Source organism: Kitasatospora sp. NPDC051984 (genome assembly GCF_044593455.1).
In the GTDB taxonomy this organism is placed as follows: Bacteria; Actinomycetota; Actinomycetes; order Streptomycetales; family Streptomycetaceae; genus Kitasatospora.
The window spans coordinates 19,251-38,256 of the sequence record NZ_JBIUCB010000032.1; the positions used below are offsets into that span (position 1 = coordinate 19,251).

At 73.1% G+C, this 19,006-nt stretch carries 25 protein-coding genes; 22 read left to right on the forward strand and 3 right to left on the reverse strand.

Annotated features, from left to right (window positions below; genetic code table 11):
• Positions 1 to 139: 139 nt before the first annotated feature.
• Positions 140 to 472: a GntR family transcriptional regulator gene (locus ACIHEI_RS34000; RefSeq protein WP_396609443.1), complete on the reverse strand. Its 333-nt coding sequence runs from the start codon at positions 470 to 472 to the stop codon at positions 140 to 142.
• A 191-nt stretch (positions 473 to 663) separates the two neighbouring features.
• Here ACIHEI_RS34000 and ACIHEI_RS34005 point away from each other — a divergent pair, with 191 nt between their 5' ends.
• The 21 genes from ACIHEI_RS34005 to ACIHEI_RS34105 all read left to right on the forward strand — a co-directional run bounded on the left by ACIHEI_RS34005 (position 664) and on the right by ACIHEI_RS34105 (position 16,695).
• Positions 664 to 969 carry a hypothetical protein gene (locus ACIHEI_RS34005; RefSeq protein WP_396609444.1) on the forward strand — a complete coding sequence of 102 codons (306 nt, stop codon included), beginning with the start codon at positions 664 to 666 and terminating at the stop codon, positions 967 to 969.
• A 2-nt stretch (positions 970 to 971) separates the two neighbouring features.
• The gene (locus ACIHEI_RS34010) at positions 972 to 1,127 is read left to right on the forward strand and encodes a hypothetical protein (protein WP_396609445.1); all 156 of its coding nucleotides are present in this window, start codon (positions 972 to 974) and stop codon (positions 1,125 to 1,127) included.
• Positions 1,120 to 1,242 (forward strand): hypothetical protein, encoded by a 123-nt coding sequence (locus ACIHEI_RS34015; protein ID WP_396609446.1) that lies wholly within the window; start codon positions 1,120 to 1,122, stop codon positions 1,240 to 1,242. The genes ACIHEI_RS34010 and ACIHEI_RS34015 overlap by 8 nt, the downstream gene beginning before the upstream one ends.
• Complete coding sequence (locus ACIHEI_RS34020; RefSeq protein ID WP_396609447.1) at positions 1,242 to 1,505, forward strand: hypothetical protein; 264 nt, start codon at positions 1,242 to 1,244, stop codon at positions 1,503 to 1,505. Before ACIHEI_RS34015 ends, ACIHEI_RS34020 begins: the two co-directional genes overlap by 1 nt.
• 291 nt (positions 1,506 to 1,796) lie before the next feature.
• Positions 1,797 to 2,330: a hypothetical protein gene (locus ACIHEI_RS34025; RefSeq protein WP_396609448.1), complete on the forward strand. Its 534-nt coding sequence runs from the start codon at positions 1,797 to 1,799 to the stop codon at positions 2,328 to 2,330.
• A gap of 223 nt (positions 2,331 to 2,553) precedes the next feature.
• Positions 2,554 to 2,904, forward strand: coding sequence for a peptidoglycan-binding protein (locus tag ACIHEI_RS34030; RefSeq protein WP_396609449.1), 351 nt, complete (start codon positions 2,554 to 2,556; stop codon positions 2,902 to 2,904).
• Between the two features lie 123 nt (positions 2,905 to 3,027).
• Positions 3,028 to 3,249 carry a hypothetical protein gene (locus ACIHEI_RS34035; protein WP_396609450.1) on the forward strand — a complete coding sequence of 74 codons (222 nt, stop codon included), beginning with the start codon at positions 3,028 to 3,030 and terminating at the stop codon, positions 3,247 to 3,249.
• Positions 3,242 to 4,102 (forward strand): hypothetical protein, encoded by an 861-nt coding sequence (locus tag ACIHEI_RS34040; protein WP_396609451.1) that lies wholly within the window; start codon positions 3,242 to 3,244, stop codon positions 4,100 to 4,102. Before ACIHEI_RS34035 ends, ACIHEI_RS34040 begins: the two co-directional genes overlap by 8 nt.
• Positions 4,103 to 4,104: 2 nt before the next feature.
• On the forward strand, positions 4,105 to 4,683 hold the full coding sequence (locus ACIHEI_RS34045; protein ID WP_396609452.1) for a hypothetical protein: 579 nt from the start codon (positions 4,105 to 4,107) through the stop codon (positions 4,681 to 4,683).
• A gap of 28 nt (positions 4,684 to 4,711) precedes the next feature.
• On the forward strand, positions 4,712 to 6,931 hold the full coding sequence (locus ACIHEI_RS34050; RefSeq protein ID WP_396609453.1) for a type IV secretory system conjugative DNA transfer family protein: 2,220 nt from the start codon (positions 4,712 to 4,714) through the stop codon (positions 6,929 to 6,931).
• Positions 6,932 to 7,315: 384 nt separating this feature from the next.
• Positions 7,316 to 10,159, forward strand: a complete 2,844-nt coding sequence (locus ACIHEI_RS34055) for a hypothetical protein (RefSeq protein WP_396609454.1) — start codon at positions 7,316 to 7,318, stop codon at positions 10,157 to 10,159.
• A 206-nt stretch (positions 10,160 to 10,365) separates the two neighbouring features.
• Entirely contained in the window at positions 10,366 to 10,602 is a 237-nt protein-coding gene (locus tag ACIHEI_RS34060; protein ID WP_396609455.1) for a hypothetical protein, read from the forward strand.
• Between the two features lie 24 nt (positions 10,603 to 10,626).
• Positions 10,627 to 11,007 carry a hypothetical protein gene (locus tag ACIHEI_RS34065; RefSeq protein WP_396609456.1) on the forward strand — a complete coding sequence of 127 codons (381 nt, stop codon included), beginning with the start codon at positions 10,627 to 10,629 and terminating at the stop codon, positions 11,005 to 11,007.
• A gap of 108 nt (positions 11,008 to 11,115) precedes the next feature.
• Positions 11,116 to 11,562 carry an ATPase gene (locus ACIHEI_RS34070; RefSeq protein ID WP_396609457.1) on the forward strand — a complete coding sequence of 149 codons (447 nt, stop codon included), beginning with the start codon at positions 11,116 to 11,118 and terminating at the stop codon, positions 11,560 to 11,562.
• A 13-nt stretch (positions 11,563 to 11,575) separates the two neighbouring features.
• On the forward strand, positions 11,576 to 12,013 hold the full coding sequence (locus tag ACIHEI_RS34075; protein ID WP_396609458.1) for an RRQRL motif-containing zinc-binding protein: 438 nt from the start codon (positions 11,576 to 11,578) through the stop codon (positions 12,011 to 12,013).
• Positions 12,014 to 12,145: 132 nt separating this feature from the next.
• Positions 12,146 to 12,712: a hypothetical protein gene (locus tag ACIHEI_RS34080; RefSeq protein ID WP_396609459.1), complete on the forward strand. Its 567-nt coding sequence runs from the start codon at positions 12,146 to 12,148 to the stop codon at positions 12,710 to 12,712.
• 79 nt (positions 12,713 to 12,791) lie between these two features.
• A complete protein-coding gene (locus tag ACIHEI_RS34085; protein ID WP_396609460.1) occupies positions 12,792 to 13,190 on the forward strand; it encodes a hypothetical protein in 399 nt (132 codons plus the stop codon).
• Positions 13,191 to 13,204: 14 nt separating this feature from the next.
• Positions 13,205 to 13,432 (forward strand): hypothetical protein, encoded by a 228-nt coding sequence (locus tag ACIHEI_RS34090; protein ID WP_396609461.1) that lies wholly within the window; start codon positions 13,205 to 13,207, stop codon positions 13,430 to 13,432.
• Between the two features lie 107 nt (positions 13,433 to 13,539).
• The gene (locus ACIHEI_RS34095; protein ID WP_396609462.1) at positions 13,540 to 14,397 is read left to right on the forward strand and encodes an endonuclease/exonuclease/phosphatase family protein; all 858 of its coding nucleotides are present in this window, start codon (positions 13,540 to 13,542) and stop codon (positions 14,395 to 14,397) included.
• Between the two features lie 246 nt (positions 14,398 to 14,643).
• A complete protein-coding gene (locus ACIHEI_RS34100) occupies positions 14,644 to 15,507 on the forward strand; it encodes an ASCH domain-containing protein (protein ID WP_396609463.1) in 864 nt (287 codons plus the stop codon).
• Between the two features lie 39 nt (positions 15,508 to 15,546).
• Positions 15,547 to 16,695, forward strand: a complete 1,149-nt coding sequence (locus ACIHEI_RS34105) for an NUDIX domain-containing protein (RefSeq protein WP_396609464.1) — start codon at positions 15,547 to 15,549, stop codon at positions 16,693 to 16,695.
• A gap of 69 nt (positions 16,696 to 16,764) precedes the next feature.
• Here the strand turns inward: ACIHEI_RS34105 and ACIHEI_RS34110 are convergent, their stop codons facing one another.
• Both ACIHEI_RS34110 and ACIHEI_RS34115 read right to left on the reverse strand, forming a co-directional pair.
• Positions 16,765 to 17,598, reverse strand: coding sequence for a hypothetical protein (locus ACIHEI_RS34110; protein WP_396609465.1), 834 nt, complete (start codon positions 17,596 to 17,598; stop codon positions 16,765 to 16,767).
• A gap of 11 nt (positions 17,599 to 17,609) precedes the next feature.
• Complete coding sequence (locus ACIHEI_RS34115; protein WP_396609466.1) at positions 17,610 to 18,380, reverse strand: ParA family protein; 771 nt, start codon at positions 18,378 to 18,380, stop codon at positions 17,610 to 17,612.
• A gap of 220 nt (positions 18,381 to 18,600) precedes the next feature.
• Between ACIHEI_RS34115 and ACIHEI_RS34120 the strand changes: the two genes are divergently transcribed.
• Positions 18,601 to 18,999: a hypothetical protein gene (locus ACIHEI_RS34120; protein WP_396609467.1), complete on the forward strand. Its 399-nt coding sequence runs from the start codon at positions 18,601 to 18,603 to the stop codon at positions 18,997 to 18,999.
• The last annotated feature ends 7 nt before the right edge of the window (positions 19,000 to 19,006 follow it).

Consider the following 19,006-nt stretch of genomic DNA (forward strand, 5'->3'; position numbering starts at 1 on the left):
AAACGCGTTGAGCTGCACGTTCATGGATCTCATGATGCGGATGCGATGTTGATCTGACGCTCCACCAGCTGTGATTAGTCACGTCAGGACGGACTCGACACAGGAGGTGGGAGCAGTGGTGAATCGGACGGCGCCCGAGTCAGCCCCGCTGCGACCTGTGTTGCTCCAGCATCTCGACGCGGCTCGTCAGCTCGGCGAGTTGCTGGGCCAACGACTCGATGGTGACCGGGGCCGAGGCGGCGTCGGCTTCCAGCTTCCGAACGAAACTCCCGCGCCCTTGCTGGGAGTAGATCGCCTTGCTGGCCCGGAGCTCGGTGAGCGCGCGCTGCACCGTGCCGGGCGCTACCTGGTAGTGATCGGCGAGCTCCCGGGTGCTGGGCAGTTTGTCTCCAGCCTTGAGCCGCCCTAGACGGATCTGGTCCAGCACGTCCTGAACGATCTGCTGGTAGGGCTGGGCGAACTGATCTGTCATGAGCCACATCGTAGGGCCGCCTTCCTGACATGAATAGCTTCATCGACCTAGTTGACACAGCGAAACTGTACCAGCTAAGTTAGCTAAGCCGACAAGGTCCGAAGGGGCCGAGAACGCAAAAGGGCCCCAGGCCGGTGCTCGCTACACCGGTCTGGGACCACTTCGAATCGACTCTCGTGGGAGTGATCCGCATGTTCATCATGACCGATTCGGCCGGGGCGGGACGCACTGTCCTCGGCGTCAAGCAGTACGCCGGCGTCATCGATCTGCAGTCGCAGTTCGAGGGCAAGGTCCTCGCCCTCGTTATCCACGACCTGGCCGCCGTGGCCCCGACCGCTGGCGAGAGCGCCGTGAACGCGCTCGTCGCCGAGGTCTGGAAGCAAGCCGAGAAGCACTTCCAGAAGGCCAACACCACCTGGACCCACCTCAGCTGGTTCGTCCAGAACGCCATCGCCCAGTTCATCGACGGCCTGCGGCCGCAGACGGCGGGGTGCTGACGATGACCGCGACCACGAACACGCCGGCGCCGCAGCCCGCGCAGCCCTCCAGCACGATGCCCAGCCACGACCTCTACCGCGCGGTTGAGACCACCGTGTCGCAGGTCGACACCCTCAACGCCCAGGTGACCGAGCACCTCGGGAGTCTCCGTGGCTGACCACTCGTTCAACGGCGGCTACGGCCACACCCCGATCACCCAGCCGCTTCCGCAGCCCCAGCCCTCGCCCGCCCCGGCGCCGCAGCCGCAGGCCCCGGCGGGAGGTGCGTCCTGATGTTGGGACGAGTCGCTGAGTTCTTCGGCTTCGGCTCCAGCGCCGGTAGCGCCTCCGGCTCCGGTACCTCCGGCGGTACGAGCACCCGCACCACCGGGATCTCCACCACCGGCTGGCACACCTACGACCCGGCCACGGCGCAGCGCCACCACCGCGAGGCGCAGGTCTCGCTCCCGGCCGCGGAGTACAACCCGGACGGCACCCGCAAGCTCAGCCCGAAGCCCGACCCGCAGCACGTCAACCGCTCGTTCTGGAGGAGCTGACCATGACGATCACCATCCAGCTCGCCAACCAGGCCGACGAGGCGCTGCGCCGGGTCCGTGAGGACCAGGCCCGCCGTGACGAGGCGAAGGCCGGCGGTTCCGGCACCGGCTCCGGCAAGTAGCCAGCTCCCTCCCCTTTCTCCCCCCAGCAGTTCGGCAGTCTCCCGCCGCCTGTCTCTCGGAACCGTCCTGGCATGCCCATGCCGGGACGGGTGCCGGGAGTGGTGCGGCGGGCCCGCCAAGGGCCCCACCACCAGCCACGTTCTCCCTCGCCACGACCCGGAGGTCTTCATGTCCAGCACCATCACCGGCCGCCGCCGCGCCGAGCAGGTCGCCCGGCTCACCGCGACGTCCACCTGGGCCTGGGTCGCCAAGGCAGAGGGCAAGGAGCGCACCCGCCGCGCCACCGTCCGGCGGATCGCCCGACTGACCGGCACCGAGCCGATCCGTTGGGAGGGCGAGATCAGCGACGCGGACTGGAACACGGTCCTAGTGGCCGGCGCCGACGCGCTGCTCGCCCAGGTCGGCGCCGACCCGCAGCACCCCGTCGCGTTCGACCTGGTGCTCGCCGCCGAGGAGATCACCGCCCGCGCCGTCGAGGCGGACACGGTCCTGGAGCGCACCGCGGTGCTGACCTCCGCGCCGGTGCCCGGCCGGGCCGTCGCCGTGGCCGCCGACAACCCGGAGCGCACCCCGGCCGAGCAAGCGCTGGTGGAGAAGTGGTCGCCGTTCTCGACCACCCGCTGCGCGGCCGCCCGGTACGTCGTGCGCTGCGCCGACGGGACCCGCCGCTACGGCAACGGGGACCAGGCCGACCCGCACTAGCCGCCCGCCGCACGGCCAGCTCCACTCCGTTGCCCGACCCGGGCCCCGCCCCGAACCCGCCGCCAGTGCAGATCTGACGGCCCGACCAGCCGCCGCACCTTCAGCGGCTCGTGCCCGTGCCTGCCCTGGCCGACCGGAACCCGCCTTCTGCGGCGGTCTCTGGCGGCCTGGGGAGCCACGGGACCCGCCCGGGTCCCCTCCACCACCGTGAAGGGAACACCCCATGCACAAGATCAACAGCACCGCCGTCCGCGCCACGGTCGCCTCCATCGCCCTGGCCGGCACCATCGCGCTGGCCACCGCCGTCCCGGCCGACGCCGCGGCGCCGGGCCTGCTCTACACCGGCAGCCACTCCCCGGCCGTCGCCGACCTGCAGCGCCAGCTGTCCGCCGAGCTGACGCAGGAGCAGGTCGACCCCGACGGGAAGTTCGGCACCGACACCGAGCAGGCCGTCGAGCTCTTCCAGACCTGCACCGGGATCACGGTCGACGGCGTGGTCGGCCCGCAGACCCGTGCCGCCCTGGCCGCCCACGCCGGCCAGCACGTCGACGCCCCCTGCCTGCGCCTGGGCTGAGCGCCCGCACGGCGTAGCGAACCGCACCACCCACTACGTGCCGCCGCCGGCCTTCCCGGCCGGTGGCGGCACGGGCCCCGCCCCGGTCCTGCGCATCCGTCGACTCCCAAAGGGGGGAGCACCATGCACCACCAGTACTTGATCCTCGGTTTCTTCGTCGGTGCCACGGCCATCCCGGCCCTGGTGCTGCTGGTCTGGGCCCTCAAGCAGCACCGCCGGCGGGCCAGGGCCAGGGCGCTGGCCGAGGAGGCCGGCGCCACGCTCGGCCGCTGGAGCGCGACCCGTACGGACCCGGCCGCGTTCATGGCCGAGCGGATCCGGAAGGCGGCCAGCAGCGATGTCTGACACCAGGGCCAGCACGGGCGCGTTCTCGGGCCTGTTCAACACCGCCACCGCGACCGCCGGTCCGGGAAGCCTGGACGGGATCGAGATCGTCGACGCCGAGATCGTCGAGGACACCGTCCCGACCGCCGGGGCCGACGGTCGGACACCGCACTGGTGGGAGACCCAGCGGATCTACCCCCCGTCCCCGCCTCCGCCGCCCGCGCCCCCGTCCCCGCCCGTGCCGCCGGTGGCACCGCCGTCCGCGGACTGGGCGGCGCAGGGCTGGACGGCGGATGCGGCGATGGCCGCCCCGGCGTACTACGCCCCGCCCCCGCCCCCGCCGCCGTTCGTCCCGGCGGAGCCGCAGTTCGGCTACCCGGACCCGGGCGCGGTGACGCCGGTTGAGGTCGTGGCCCCGCAGCCGATTCCGGTGATGGTGGTCGCTCCGCCGGAGCCGCCGCAGCCGTTCTGGGACTTCTCCTGGATGCAGCTGGGCGCCAACGCCACCGCCGCCGCCATCGCGGCCGTCCCGGCCTGGCTGCTCCACCACTACCGGCCGGGTCTGACCGGCAGCTACGGCGCCGACGCGGCGGCCGCCATCGCGATCCTGTGGGGCGGCAAGTCCGCCCTGCGCTCCCTGGCCGTGGGCTGCGCCGCCTACTACGGCTGCCACTTCTTCCACGCCAACACCGCCACCACCGCCGCCGTCGAACTGGTCGCCATCGCCCTGCCGCTGGCCGGCGCCAAGCGGGCCGAGGTCACCCCGCTGCGCCGCGTCGCGGTGTGGTTCCCCATCCTGGCCGGCTGCCTGTCGCTGCCGGCCATCTCCCAGGCCATCACCTGGCTCACCACCGCCTTCACCGGAGGAAACTGATCATGGACGTCACCCTCGGCACCTACGCCACCGTCTTCGGCCTGACCGGCTTCCAGCTCGCCCGGACCTACGGGATCCCGCTGCCGAAGATCGGGGGCCGCAGCCTCGGCAACTTCCGCGGCAGCGGCGCCGACCACGCCAGTCTGATCCCGTACGCCATCGGCACCGGGTTCGGCACCCTGTGCGGGCTGTGCGCCGGCGGCATCCTCGGCGGCATCGGCTGGCTCGGCTACAAGGCCGGCAGCTGGGGCGGCGAACTGTCGCTGTGGAGCAGCACCGGTGCGGCCTCCACCGCCCAGTTCCACGGCGCCGACCCCGTGGCGGTCGGCGGCGGCGGCGCGCTGCTGCTGTTCGTCATCGCCGTGATCCTGCTCGGGGCCCGCAAGTCGGTCCGCGGCTCGGGCCCCCGGGGCGCCGGGGGCGGCGGCGAGGGCCTGGACAAGTGGAAGGTGCGGCTCGGCTTCGTCAACGGCACCGCCCTGGCCGCGATCCCGCTGGTCACCTACTACGCCAACGAGGCCCTCTCCAAGGGCGGCCAGGCCGTCCTGGACGCCCTGAACCACGTCGCCTCCACCCGCTGAGACCAGACCCGAGAAGGGGGACCCGCCCGTGAGCATCGACCTGCACCTGGAGCCGATCGAGGACGAGATCCTCGAAGGCGAGCTCCTGGACGACGACGACCCGGGACCGCGCCCGGCCGAACGCGACCCGTGGTGGCGGCGCCAGCTCGACCACCTCCCGGTCGGCCTGCGCGTGCTGGCCACCGAACGCGGCGCCTGGCTGTTCGTCACCGAGGACCACCTGACGGACCGGGCGGTCGCCCTGCACATCCTCAACGAGCGGCACCGGGTGTGGGAGCAGACCCGCACCGCGGAGCACAGCACGTTGGCCGGGCGCGCCAAGCAGCAGCTGGCCGCCGCCAACACCTCGGGCGCCGCGGCCCAGGCCCAGGGCATCACCCCGGCCGGCCACACCGCGGCCAAGCGCGCCGAGCTGGCCGCCCGCACCGCCGCCGCCCAGTGGGAGCAGAAGGCGGCGGCGGTGCTGGCCCTCACCTACACCGGGCACGCGCCGGTGACCCCGAACGAGATCGGTGACCACCGCCTGCGCATGTCGCACCGGCGCCGGATCCGCCTGGCGCTCCTGGTGCTGGGCACCTACGGGCTTCCCGGCCTGCTCGGCGGCCTGCCCGTGCTCACGGTGGAGGGCGTCGCCACCGGCGCGGCCGTGGCCCTGGCCGCCTGGGGCAAGAGCGCCCTTCCCCAGTGGCGCTCCGGCCGTCGTGCCGAACCCGACCTGGCCTACCCGCTGCCCGACGACGGCCTGCTGATCGCCCCGGCCGACGAGTCGGCCACCGGGAACCAGGCGGCCGCCCCGGGCGATGCCGGCTCCGCTTCGGCGGCGGTGCCGGCGCCGAGCGGCGACCCGTACCCGATCCGGCAGGTGCAGAGCGTGCAGCAGGCCGCCGAGTGCATCCACCTGGCGCTGCTCGCCGAGGGCCTGGCGGTCGGTCAGGTCACCGACGTGACCCAGGAGCGGTGGGGCTGGCGCGCCATCGCCCACCTCACCAAGGGCAAGCCCGCCGACCTGGTCGCCAAGATCGCCAACCTGGACGTGCTGCTCGGGGTGCGCCAGGGCGGGGTGATGCCCCAACCGCAGAAGGCAGCGGCCGGGTCCGTGGTGCTGCGGATCGTCACCGGTGACCCGTTCGACCCGATGCCGCCCCACCCGGTCTACCCGCCGCGCTCCAACAGCATCCTGCGCCCCATGGTGCTCGGCCCCTCGATGGACGGCGAGCCCACCAGGATCACCCTGGCCGGGCAGAACGTGATGGTGATCGCGGTGCCCGGCGGCGGGAAGTCCCAGATCGTCCGAAGCATGGCCGACTACATCACCAGCTGCACCGACGCCATCGTCATCGACATCGACCCCACCGGCCGGGGCCTGGGCCCGTTGCGCCGCCTGGCCGCGCAGCGCGCCTACGACGAGGAGCGGATCGACGACGTCCTGGACTGGGCGATCCGCGAGGCGGAGCTGCGCACCGAGCGGATGGGCGACGACGTCGACAACTGGCAGGTGGACGACGAGAACCCGGCCGTGTTCGTCCTCGTCGACGAGCACCCGCAGCTGACGAAGGAGCAGAAGCAGAAGGTCATCAAGCTCGGGCGGATCGGCCGCAAGGCCCGGGTCACGGTGATCCTGCTGTCCCAGGACGCCACCAGTGAGGTCGTCGGCGACGCGATCGCCGACGTCTTCGGCATCCGGATCATGCTGCCCGCCCGCAAGGCCGACGTCCCGCTGGTCGTCGGCAGTGACACCGCGATCTCCGAGGGCTGGATGCCACACCGGCTCACCCCCTCCCCCGGCGACTGGGACCCCGCCGATGCTGGCGTCTTCTACATCATCGCGCCCGGCATGCGGGACCCCATCCTGCGCAAGGCCACCCACCTGGACGCCGCCACCGCCACGCGGCGCTGCGAGGAACGCCTGGCCGCAGCCGCCCAGGCCCGCCCCGAGGAGCCCACCGAGAACGACCCGGTCGACCTCACCAAGCCGGCCACCGAGGAGCTGACCGAGGAGGACTGGGAGATCCTCACCGCCACGGTGGACGGGTTCGGCAAGCAGCTCAACGTGCTGTGCCGCCAGGTCGCCGAGGCCCTGCAGACCCAGGACGCCGAGCGCTGGGCCGACGCCAACGCCACTACGGTCGGTGAGGTGTTCCGGCGCGCCGGGGTCTTCCGCAAGACCGTGCGCGTCAGCGGCCTCCAGCCCTCGACGGGCGCTGCCCTGGAGGACGTCCGTGCCCTCCTCGCGGACCGGACGGCCTGACCAGGGCCAGCTACAACCCCGACTACCCCGGCGACTACGGGGTGACTACCAGCAGGTGAAGTCGCCGGTAGTCACCCCGTAGTTCGCCCGTAGTCAGCCCTGTAGTCGGCGTCTGACCTGCGATGTTGTCGCGTAGTCGGCGAAACGGCCCACCCCCGCCCCTGGCCCGGAAATCGGCTCCCAGCGGCCTTGGGGGCCCCGGGGCGCCCTCGCCGACTACACCCCGGCACCGCGCCCCGCCCCGGCCCCGCCGCGAGCGCGCTCCCGGGCCCAGCACCCGGCTCCGCGTCCAGCCGACGGCCCGCCACCGAGCGGCTCGGCCCGACTCGCCTTCCCCCCCGCCGTGTGACGCACAGTCACGCTCTCGTAAGGAGAACAGCTCCGATGAGCCCGACCAGGACCGCCCGCCCCCAGCCGCCGGCGGCCTCTCGAAAGTCGGCCGCCAAGCCCGCCGCGACCCGCAAGAGGGCCGCGGCCAAGCCCCCGGCCACGCCCGAGGACCACGTCCCGCCGGTCCTTCAGCACCCCGAGGCCGACCCGGTGACGGCTGACGCGGCCGACCGCGCGGCCGACATCATCGCCCTCGCCGAGGCCCGCGCCACCCTCCTCCTGGAGAGCACTGCCGCCGATGCCGAGCAGCTGCGCGCCGAGGCCGCCGAGCTCGCCGACGACGCCCTGGCTGATGCCGAGCGCAGCGCCGAGCAGATCCACAGCGGCGCCCGCCAGGCCCTGGCCGACGCCGAGCAGCTGCGCGCCGCAGCCGCCGAGGAGGCCGCCGGTCTCACCCGGGCCGCCGACGAGCAGGCGCAGGCGATCCGGGTCCAGGCCCAGCAGGACGCCGACGCGCTCCTCGCCCAGGCCGAGCAGGACGCTTCGGCGTTGCGCGAGCAGGCCACCACACAGGCCGGCGCCGACGCGGACCGGCTGACCGAGGAGGCCGCAACCCGGGCCGAGCAGCTGCTCACCGAGGCCGAGCAGCGCGCTGGCGAGATCCGGGACCAGGCGGAGGAGGAGGCCGCCCGGATCGTCGCCGACGCCGAGGAGCAGGCCCGGCTCCTGGCGGCCGGCATCACCGCCGCGGCCGAGGAGGAGGCCGCCGCCGTCACCCAGGCCGCCACCGACTCGGCGACCCGGATCACCACCGACGCCCAGGAGAAGGCTGGCGCGCTGACCGCCGAGGCCGAGCAGCGCGCGCAGACGATCCTCGCCGACGCCCAGCACCAGGCGGACAGCTTGCTCGCGGACGCCGAGACCACCGCGGCCGCGCTGCGCCAGGCGGCCCAGGAGCAGGCCGAGGCGGTGCGCGGCGAAGCGGCCGAGCAGGCCCGCCACAGCCAGACCCGGGCCGAGCAGCTGCTCACCGACGCCGAGCAGAAGGCCGGCGCCCTGACCCGGGCCGCCCGCCAGCAGGCCGATCAGATCCAGGAGACGGCCCAGCGGGCCGCCACCGAGGCGCGCACCCAGGCCGAGCAGCACGCGGCCCAGGTGCGTGAGGACGCCGCCGCGCAGGCCGACACCCTGCTCGGCGACGCCCGCACCCGCACGGCCGGCCTGCTCGCCGACGCGCGCACCCAGGCCGAGGAGCTGCGCCGCGCCGCCCAGGCCGATGCCGACCGTGTCCGCGGTGAGGTCCGCCGGCTGCGCGAGGACGCGGATCGGGAGATCGACCAGGCCACCGACGCGGCCCGCGAAGTGCGCGCGAAGGCGGCGGCCGAGGCCGAGCAGTTCCGCGCCCAGGTCGCGAAGGACGTGCGGCAGCAGCGCACCCAGGCCGGGGCCGAGGCGGCCGGGCTGCTGGAGGAGGCGTCGAAGGACGCCGGCCGGATCCTCCAGGAGGCCGAGCAGGCGGCCGACGCGGTCAAGACCGAGGCCGCCGAGACGCTGGAGAAGGCGCAGCAGCTGGAGGCCGCGGCACAGAAGGCCAAGGACCGGGCGGAAGTGGCCCGCCTCGCCGCGCAGCGGACCCTCCAGCAGGCGGTCAGCCGCACCGCGCGCAACCTGGAGAAGCGGCGCCTCAAGAAGGAAGCCGGGGTGGTGACGGTGACCGCCCGGTTCAAGGCGTTCGTCGCGGCCAACTCGCGGCGGCTGCTGGCGATCGTGCCGATCACCGCACCGATGGCCGTCGCGTGGACCGGCCAGGCCGGCTTCGCCCGCGACATCCTCGGCTGGATCGCCCCGTTCACCATCCTGTTCGCCGCCGCGTGGGAGCTGAGCACGGCGTTCGTCGCGTGGATGTACCACGAGGCCCGCAAGAGCGGCGACGCCGGCACCCTGTACCGGGTCGCGACCTGGGTGTTCGCGAGCGGCGCGGCCGTCATGAACTTCTGGCACGCCTCCGGGGTCGTCACCGGCCAGAAGTGGGACCCGGTCACCATGAAGATGGTCGACCAGGTCAGCTACTGGCACGTCACCCCGAAGGCCGTGAGCTTCGCGGTGATGAGCATCACCGGCATGGTGCTGTGGGAGCTCTACGCCCGGCTGATCCATCGCCAGAAGCTGCGCGCCGACGGCAAGGTCGCCGCCTCCCGGCCGACGATCGGCGCGATCCGCTGGCTGCGCTACCCGGCGCACTCCTTCAGCGCGTGGTCGCTGGCGATCACGGATGAGTCGCTGTCCACGGTCGAGCTCGCGTGGACGGCGGCGGCGAACCACCGCGCGCTGGTTCGGCGAACCGGCCTCGGAACGGTTCGCCGGTTCGTCGCCAGGGTGATCGGGGTGGGCGACTGGGTACCAGTTCGCGCCCTGCCCCGCGTCTCGAACTCGAGCCTGGTCGTCGCGCTGACCGGTTCGGCGAACCCCGCCGCGGTTCCGCAGTTCGCGGTTCGCCTGGACCGCGTCGGTTCGCCGAACCGCCCCGCGAACCAGCACGCCGCCTCGGCGAACCCGGCGCTGCCCGCAGCGCGCTCGGGTGAGGCGTCCGGGCGCCGCGAACTGGAGGCCGCGAACCACGGCGCGCCGTCCGGCGAACCGGCCCCGGCCGATCCCGAGCCGCGAACCGCCGCCGACCAGGCGCGCAGCGCCAGCGCTGAGGGCGGTTCGAACCGGCGCACCGCCGCGCAGATCCTCGCCGAGCAGCAGGTTCGCCAGGTTCTCGAACTGATCGAGACCCGCGGCTACGACACGGTCGACCTCGACTACGTCATGACGAACCTCGACATGAAGAAGACCACCGCGCACCACCGCCTCGCCGCCGCCCGCGAGGAGTTCGCGAAGCGCGTCACGACCTGACCGCGAACCGCGAACCGCACTGCGCGAACCGCGAACCGGTTCACGGCCTCGAACCGCGAACCACGCGACACGGCCCCGGGATGAACGAACCACCCCGGGGCCGGTTCGGGCAGCCAGTGCCCGGCGGGCCGGTCTCGTCCCCGGCCCGCCCCCATCGTCGCGCACCACGAACCGCCCGCCGACCCGTTCCCTGAAAGGACCGCCCCTTGTTCGCCATCGAGCGCGACACCCGGATCGCCGCCCACCGCACGGTCCTCCACGAGCGCAGCGAGACCCTCGCCAACGTCCCCGCCGGCTCCCGCTCCTACGCCCGGCTGCTGAAGGAGTGCGAGGCCATCAGCGACGAGATCGAGCGGCTCAAGGGCTGCACCAACATCCCGCGCTCCGTCGCCATGGCCGCCCCCGTCCTGCTCGCCGTCCTGGTCCTCGCCCTCATCAGCTGATCGAACCGTCATGAAAGGAACCCGGTGCACCACTTCGTCACCCTGACCGGCGTCGCCGCCGTCGTCCTGGCCCTGTGGGCCGTCCAGCTGACCGTGCTGGTCCTCCACGTCCGCTACACCATCCGCTACGGCGTCAACGACCCCGCCACCGAGAACTCCGAGTTCGCCCTGCTGGCCGCCTCCGTCATCGCCACGCTGCTCAGCGCCGGCTGCGGAGGGGGCGCCATCGGCACCAGCCTCCAGGCCACCGCCTGGGGATGGGCCGACGCGATCCTTGCCCTCGGCACCACGACGGCCTACCTGCTCCTGGCCTACGCCACCGACTGGCAGGCGCGGACCTGGTGGGAGAAGCGGAAGGCACGCAAGACCGGCAGCGCTGGAGAGGCCGCCGAGACCACGGCCTGACAGCCCCTCACCGGGCCCCGGCTCCACCCGGAGCCGGGGCCCTTTCCCTGCCCAGGAAGACCGGCACCACGAACCGACCGACCACAACCCGGAAAGGGTCCCACCGTCATGACCGACATCCAGATCACCAGCTTCGGCTACCTGCACGGCCAGGCCCCCGCCGCGCACCTCACCGCCGACCTGCGCCAGCACTTCCGCGACCCCCACCACGACCCGGCGCTGCGCGCCAAGACCGGCGCGGACCCGCAGGTGATGGAAGCGGTGCTCAGCACCGACGGGATCGCTGACCTGATCGACGGCCTGGTCGCCTGCGTGCGCGCCTACTGGGACGGCCCGTCGGCCGCCAGCCGCACCATCACCGTCGCCGTGGGCTGCGCCGGCGGAAAGCACAGGGCCCACGTCGTTGCCGACGAGCTCGCCCGGCTGCTCCTGGCCGACGGATTCGACGTCGAGACCGTCCACCGCGACTCCCACCGGCCGGTCGTCGAACGCGACGCCTGCGGCCGTGCCGCCCAGGCCGGCCCGCACAGCGGCGCCGTCCAGGCCCGCGGCTGAGCGGAGCCCGCCCGTGCCGACCAAGCGCGCCAAGCGCGCCAAGGAGCCGCGCGTCCCGGCCTGGGACCCCTCCGGGGAGCACCACAACGGGACACCCACCTACCCCTGGCGCAAAGGCCCGGCCAAGGCCGAGTACGCCACCCGCCGCCAGCTGCGCGCGATGGGGCTGCGCCCCAACGCCCAGCCGGTCGCCGCGCAGATCGTCAGCCGCGGCGGCACCAGGACCGGCTACCTCTACCCGGTGGCCGGCGCCGCCCCCGTGCGGCCGATGACCCCCGCCCGCGCCAAGGCCCTCGCGGCCGCCATGCGCGCCCGCTCCACCTGCCCGCTCTGCCACACCGTCTACGACTACTGCCTGCCGCTGAAGAGCCTCGGCTGCTGCCTGGCATGCCACGACGGGCTCGGCGACCAGGAGCGCGAGCAACTGCTCCGCCTCACCGCCGCGGCCTGACCCGCGCACCGATCGGACCGCCGACGCCGGCCCCGGACGCCGACCGCACCCAGCGGCCGGCCCCCGGGACACGGCGCCCCTGCCCGATCACCCGATCCCGCAGACCACGACCGCCACCGAAAGGCGCTGCCCGTGAACGTCGACAACCCCCGCATCCCCGCCTCCACCGAGGCCCTGGAGAAGCTGATCGCCGACCTCGCCCCCGACCCGTTCGACGGCCTGCTGCGCCGCGACGACGCCTACACCGTCGTCCTGGCCGCCCTCGCCCACCTGGAGGCGCTCGGCCAGCGCCGCACCACGGTGGGCGAGCTGCACATCTGGTCGCGCGTCATCCCCGGCGGCCAGGTGCTCGGCGGCCACGACCGCCTGATGGCCCTGCTCCAGCAGGCCGAAGAGCACGGGCAGGTCCGGCTCGACCACGGCCAGGTCCACATCGGCGACGCGCCGACCGGCGGCGGCCTCGGCCACGTCTGGATGCGCCAGCTCTCCAAGGGCGGCGCCCAGGTCGAGCTGATCGGCGCCGAGCCGTGGCCGATCGGCACCCACGTCCACGACGAGACGAAGGCGTGGTGGTACTGCACCGGCTGCCGCGAGGGTCTGGGCCGGGACGGCGCCATGTACGTCTACGCCACCCGCCAGCAGGTCGCCAACCACGCGGCCAAGTGCGCCTTCCTGCCCCCGCTGCCCGACCCCAGCTGACCGCCCTCCCGACCCCGGGCACCACCGCCCGGGGCCGGCCCCGGGCGCAACGACACGAACCCGAAGGAGAAACCGCGTCATGACCGACAACCTGCCCCGCCTCACCGCCGCCCCCGACCTCAGCCTGGTCACCGTGGACGGCATCATCACCGAGATCAACGGCCGCTACCCCCGCCAGCTCGTCCTCACCGACGACACCGGCTCCATCGACATCACCGTTCACGGCGACTGCATCGGCAGCAAGGCCGTCAACGACGGCAGCTACCTCGTCGGCACCTACGCCGTCGTGGCCGGCCGCCGCGAGGACACCGGCAGCGTCCTGGCCGCCATCGTCCGCCTCGCCGAGCGCACCGCCGCCCGCGACCTGCTCATCCCCGCCACCCTCGCCGGCCTCTCCGAGAACGTCGTCCAGCTGCTCGCCACCACCACCGGCACCACGCCCCGGGCCCTACCCCCGGGCCCCCGCCAGGGCAAGTGAGGGCCCAGCAGACCATGACCGGCGAACCCGCACCCGCCTACCCGCGGCGCAGCCTCATCGGCGCCCTGCTCGACCTGCTCACCGGGGCCAAGCCCACCCCGGTCGAGCCGGCCGCCCCGCTGCGGCCCAGCACGGAGGACTTCAGCGACGACCCCACCGGCGCCTGGGCGCCGCCGGGCCCCGCGCCCTGGACCACCTCCCCCGCCGACCCGGCCACCGAGGACCGTCGGCCGACCGCTTAACCGCGCTACCGGCCCCACCGTGCCCGCCCGGCCCCATGCCGGGCGGGCCCAGCCATCAGCTGCCTTCCCCGGCACCGACCACCGCACCGTGCGAGAAGGGAATCCCCATGAAGCTGACCATCGTCGTCCAGAACCTGGGCCGCGGAGGCCTGCGCGACAGCGACGGCGCCCACCAGGACCGCTGGCCGTTTCTCGCCAAACGGATCGACGCCACCAGCCCGGACCTGGTGCTGCTTCAGGAAGCCGAACAGTGGGCCGAGGCCGGCCACCGCCAGCTCGTCCGCGCCGAACACGACCTCGGCTTGGACGGGCTTCTCGCGCCGACGCGCAGCGGCCGCGGCACCGCACTGCTCTACCGCCGCGAGACCCTGGGCCGGCGCATCTGCTGGAACACCGACTTCGCGGCCGACGAGACCCACCACGGCTTCGGGGTCGCCGGCTTTGCCATCCCCGGCCTGCCCGCCCCGCTTGCGGTGACCAGCGTGCACTTCACCCCGTACAGCGCCGACCGGGCCATCTCCGAGGCCGACTTCGCCGCGAGCCGCAGCTACCGGCTCGGCCCCTACTGCATCCTCGGCGGCGACATCAACTATCCGCCCGCCGCCGGCCCCGACCCGGCCTGGCACCGAATGCTCCCCTATAACAACGGCTCCCGCACCCTGCTGGCCGACCCCGCCGCCGACCAGCCCGCCACGCCGGACCGCCGAGTGGCCTGGAAGCTCGCCGCCAACAAACTCGTCGACGCCGCCTGGCACCTCCACCAGCAGACCGGCGACGACACCCTGCTGCGCCGCACTGGCAGCGACGACCGGATCGACCAGCTCTGGGTCTCCGCGCCGCTCGCCCCCGCCATCACCTCCTACACCCTGCTCGACACCCCGGCCGACGCCAGCGACCACCACGGCCTGGCCATCACCCTCGACACCACCCAGATCGACACCACCCAGCCGTGGACGTACCGGTGACCTCCGCAACCTGCCGCCGAGCAGCCCGAGGCCCCGGCTGTTGGCGCGCCGCCGACGGCGCGGGTCCCGACGGCCAGGACGACGCCAGCGTCTGAACCGCCCGCCCCTGGCCCCCACCCGTACCCGCCCACCCCGGCGCAGCCGCCGCCCGGCACCGCCTGGTGGCACGCCTGCCATCGCCCCGACCCGGGCGACCGGCGTATCCCGATCACCATCCGACTCGACCACTGAGGAGACCCAACCCGCGTGACCGTCATCCCCCTCAACCCCGACTCCCCCGCCTCCCACGCCGTCGGCGTGGACTTCGACCTCACCGTCGTGCGCCACGACAAGGGCTGGCAGGACGGGCGCATCTACGGCGACCCGATCCCCGGAGCCCTGGACGCCCTGCGCACCCTCCAGGCCGTCAGGTCGGTCTTCATCGTCACCGCCCGCCACCGCCGCTACCACCCCGCCATCGCGGCCTGGCTGATCAGCCACGGATTCGACGCCATCGTGGACGAGGACCCGGACCGCGCCTACTGGCTCGGCGACGCCGTGCTGGTGACGAACAAGAAGCTCGGCGGGGCGGTCTACATCGACGACCGCGCCATGTGCTTCGAAGGCGACTGGGGCACCGCCCTCCCCGAGGCGCTGCGCCGCATCGGCGAGCTGCCCGGCCCGGCGGCGCAGCCTCCCGCCGACGTCCCCGCGCTGACGATCCGCCAGCCCTGGCTGGCCGCGATCCTCGCCGGAGACAAGCGCGTCGAGAACCGCAGCTGGCCGACCAAGCACCGCGGCCCGGTCGTCCTGCACGCCGCCCGCGCCCTGGCCCGCGACGGCCAGGCCGACCCGCTCGTCCGGGCCGCCCTCGCCCGACCCGGCGCCCCCGCCCTGACGACCGGCGCCCTCGTCGCCACCGCCCGCGTCGCCGACTGCCACCGCGACACCGGCTGCTGCCGCCCCTGGGGCCTGCCCGGCCTGTGGCACTGGACCCTCACCGACGTCCAGACCCTCGCCGACCCCATCCCCGCCGCCGGCCGCCTCGGCCTGTGGCGCCTCGACCCCGGCCAGCACGCCCTGCTCCACCGCCGCCAGGCCGCCGCCCTGCCCGCCCTCGCACGCCACTGAGCGCCCGCTCCGAGCCCATCACGAGACCAGGAGAGATCCATGGGTGAGTACACGCCTACCGACATCACGCCGCCCGAGCTGCGGCCGACCGCGCTGGCACGCCACGTGCCCGACTGGGCCGAGGCCGCGCCCACCCCGGACGACGTGCACGACTGGCCCCAGCGCCAGGCCGCCGCCCTCATCCCGTTCGAGCTCGATGAGCGCGGCTGGCCGCAGCACCCTCTCGGCCGCACCGGCCGCACCGGCCGCAACCTCCCCCGGTGGGGAGAGAACCAGGCCGCGGACCCGATCGTCGTGGCCGGCACCGGCCCGGACCGGCGGGTGCTGCTGATCACCCGCAGCGACAACGGGGGGGAGGCCGTCCCGGGAGGCATGGCCGACCCGGGCGAGCCCGCGCCGACCACCCTGCTGCGCGAGCTGCGCGAGGAAACCGGGGTGGACCTCTCGGACCACCGCCCGATCATCCTCGGCCAGCACGTCGTCGACGACTGGCGCCAGTCGGATAACGCCTGGGTCGTATCCACCAGCGCGCTTTACCTGCTGCCCGCCACGGTGCCCGCCATCGGCAGCGATGACGCCCTCGAAGCGACCTGGTGGCCGTTCGCCGACCTCGACCAGCTCGACGCCGCGATCACCGCCGCCGGACGCACCCTCTACACCGCACACCGGACTCTCCTGCAGCGCGCCCTGGACCACCTCGCCGAGCCCACGCCCGTGACCACCACTCAGAACCCCGCCCCCGTCCCGGCCGCCGACCGCACCGAACAGAACCTCACCGAAGCCCTCGCCCACGTGATCGGGGACGTAGCGCGAACCGACAGCAAGGCCGGCTTACTCCTCGGCCTTGATGGGGTCCTCGCGGCCGCCGTCGCCATCCTGGCCCAGGCCAAGGGAGCCCAGCCCCTTGCCATCGCCCCCGTGGTTGCGATCCTGCTCGCCGCCACCGTCCTCGCCGTCCTAGTCGTCCGTCCCCGGATCGCTCCGCATGACCGCAGCTCCTACGCCCACTGGGCCACCTGCACCCGCCCCCAGCTGCGCGCCGAACTCGTCCCCGACCGACGCCTGGACCGCCTCAGCGTCCTGTCCGCCCTCTGCCACCGCAAGATGCTGCTGCTCCGATGGTCGGCCGACATCACGATCCTCGCCCTGGCCGCCCTCGCCGCAGCCGCCCTCCTCACCGCGGCCTGACGGCCGGCCCCGGCAGCCACGAAGGCCCACACCCCGACGCCTTGGGGTGTGGGCCTTTGTCGTTTACTCCTACGCGGACGCGCTCGCGTCGTCAGGGGTTGCCGGTGAGCTGATGTCTTCGATCAGCAGCGTGGCCAGCGCCGCCCGACCGTCGGCCGTCATCTTCTCCAGCAGCAGGGCGTACACGGCGGCCGGGTCGTCCCACGCGACTGCCGACTCCACGTGAGGGGCTGCGGGCTGCTGCTCCTGGCGGGGCCGGGGCGGGCGGGCGGCCGGAGTGGTGGCCGGCTTCGCCAGTTCCTCCCGGATGACCGCCTTCGCCGTCTTCGGGTCGAACTTTTCACCGCCGGGAAGCGCTCGGACGGCCCGCTTCACCACGGCCGCGGTCGGCTTGCTGTTCGCCTCGACCACCATCCCGAGGACACCCGCTGCGATCTCGGGGCTGTGCTTCTCGGCGACGGCGACCAGCTCCCAGACGGTCGCCTGGTTGAGCTCCCGTCGAATGGTTGCCAGCTGCTGCTCGTGCTTCTCGCGCTGGGCCGCCGTGGTTCCAATTGGAACCAGAGCGTTCGATTTTGGATCGAACACGGCCTCGGCGATGCGCCAGGTGCGGATCAACTTGTTCGCGTAGTTCCGCTGCATGCCCCAGCGGGCGAGCGTGTAGTCCTCGAACGACTCGTACTTCTCCCGGTAGAGGCGGCCGTCCCGGACGATCTGGAGCGCCTTCCCAGCCAGCCAGAACGACAACGAGAGCGCATCGACCGCGGCTTCGCACCTGGCGAGCATCTCCTTCTCGGTCTCGATCAGCACCGGGGTGGTGGCGACCGGTGCCGACGGCTCCGGCAGGCGCAGCGCCAGCTCGGCCACCGAGCCCGGGCGGCCCGCGCCGTCCCCGCTGTTCATCCGCCGCCCCATCAGAGGGCCTGCTCGACACAGAGAGCCAGAGTCATGAAATCCTCCCGAGCGCGCAACGCGGTGCCGCTCTCCTTGTACTCGGTCACGACCTGGCCTTCTTCGGCAGCATGCGAGTGGATCTTGTACTTGCGGACGGGATCGGCCATACGCGGGTAACCACGGTCGTCCACCCACTTCTTCACCTTGTCGAGCTGCGCCTCGCCGTCGCGCGGGTCATGAAGGTTGATCACCACCAGGAACTTGATTCCGCGCGGCTTGAGGATTCGCTCGATCGTGAACTCGACCGGTTCCCAGCTCAGCCACTCCGGGGTGATCGGGACGATCGCCAGGTCTGCGATGTCGAGCACCTCCCGCAGAGCGTCGGCTACCCGGCCGTCGCCGAGAGGGTCCTCACCCCACGCGGCGTCAGGGTCAACCTCCATGAAGCCGGGGGTGTCGACCAGGATGCGGCGACGCGCGGGGTCGGCCTTGAGCTTCGGCAGCTCACCCAGCCGCCCACGAGTCACCAGGTAGTCGAACGGGAGCTTCTCCTCCGGCACCCGGTCAGCCCACTTCTCCAGCGAGCCCTGCGGGTCGATGCCGGCCGCCACCACCGGCGAGTCCTGATCCGCAGTGACCGGACCGCTCAGCTTCGCAGCGCTACGGCCCATGCAAGCGGCGAGGTTGACCGTTATGGTCGACTTTCCCGAGCCGCCCTTCTGCTGAATGACGATGATGACGGAAGCCGAATCGGCTGCTACGTCAATGGCGGATTGCAAGGCAGGGGACATCTCATCCTCCGTTGGCTTCCCCGTACGGGTACTCGGACGGCACTACCATGCCAGACACCCCGCCCTGACTTCGCAGGCGGGGCCGAATGTGACAAAACGTCAGTCAGACCGAGGCATCACCAGGCCGCAGCCAGGACATACTTGGCGCAAGTCGAGCAGGCGGCGAGCCCGGGGGAGCAGCACGGTGTCGTGGAGGAACGCAGTTCAGCCAGCCCTTCGGATGTTGCTCCAGCCGGACGCCCACGTCGATCCGTACCTGGAGATCCTGCGCCTGGGCGTGGAGCACGAGGACCTCGAGGCCCGGGAGGTCGTGGTGACGCTGGCCCTGGACGGCGCGCTGGTGACCGGCGTCGTGATCTCCACCGCGGCCTGGGAATGGCTGCACCTGCGCCAACTGGAGGGGTACCACGACCCGTTGCGCCGGGTGCTGAGGGACGCGGCCGGGCACCTGGACGATGCCGCGGTCAAGGGCCGACGCCGTCGCCAGGTGGACTCCCGCTTCCTGCACCTGCGGGACGTGACCCACACGGTCGGCCGGACCACCTACACCCTGCCGACCTGGCGCGGCCCGATTACTGCGGTCAGCGGCTGGAGCCTTGGCGAGCCGGCCAAGGTGTGAGGGGCCG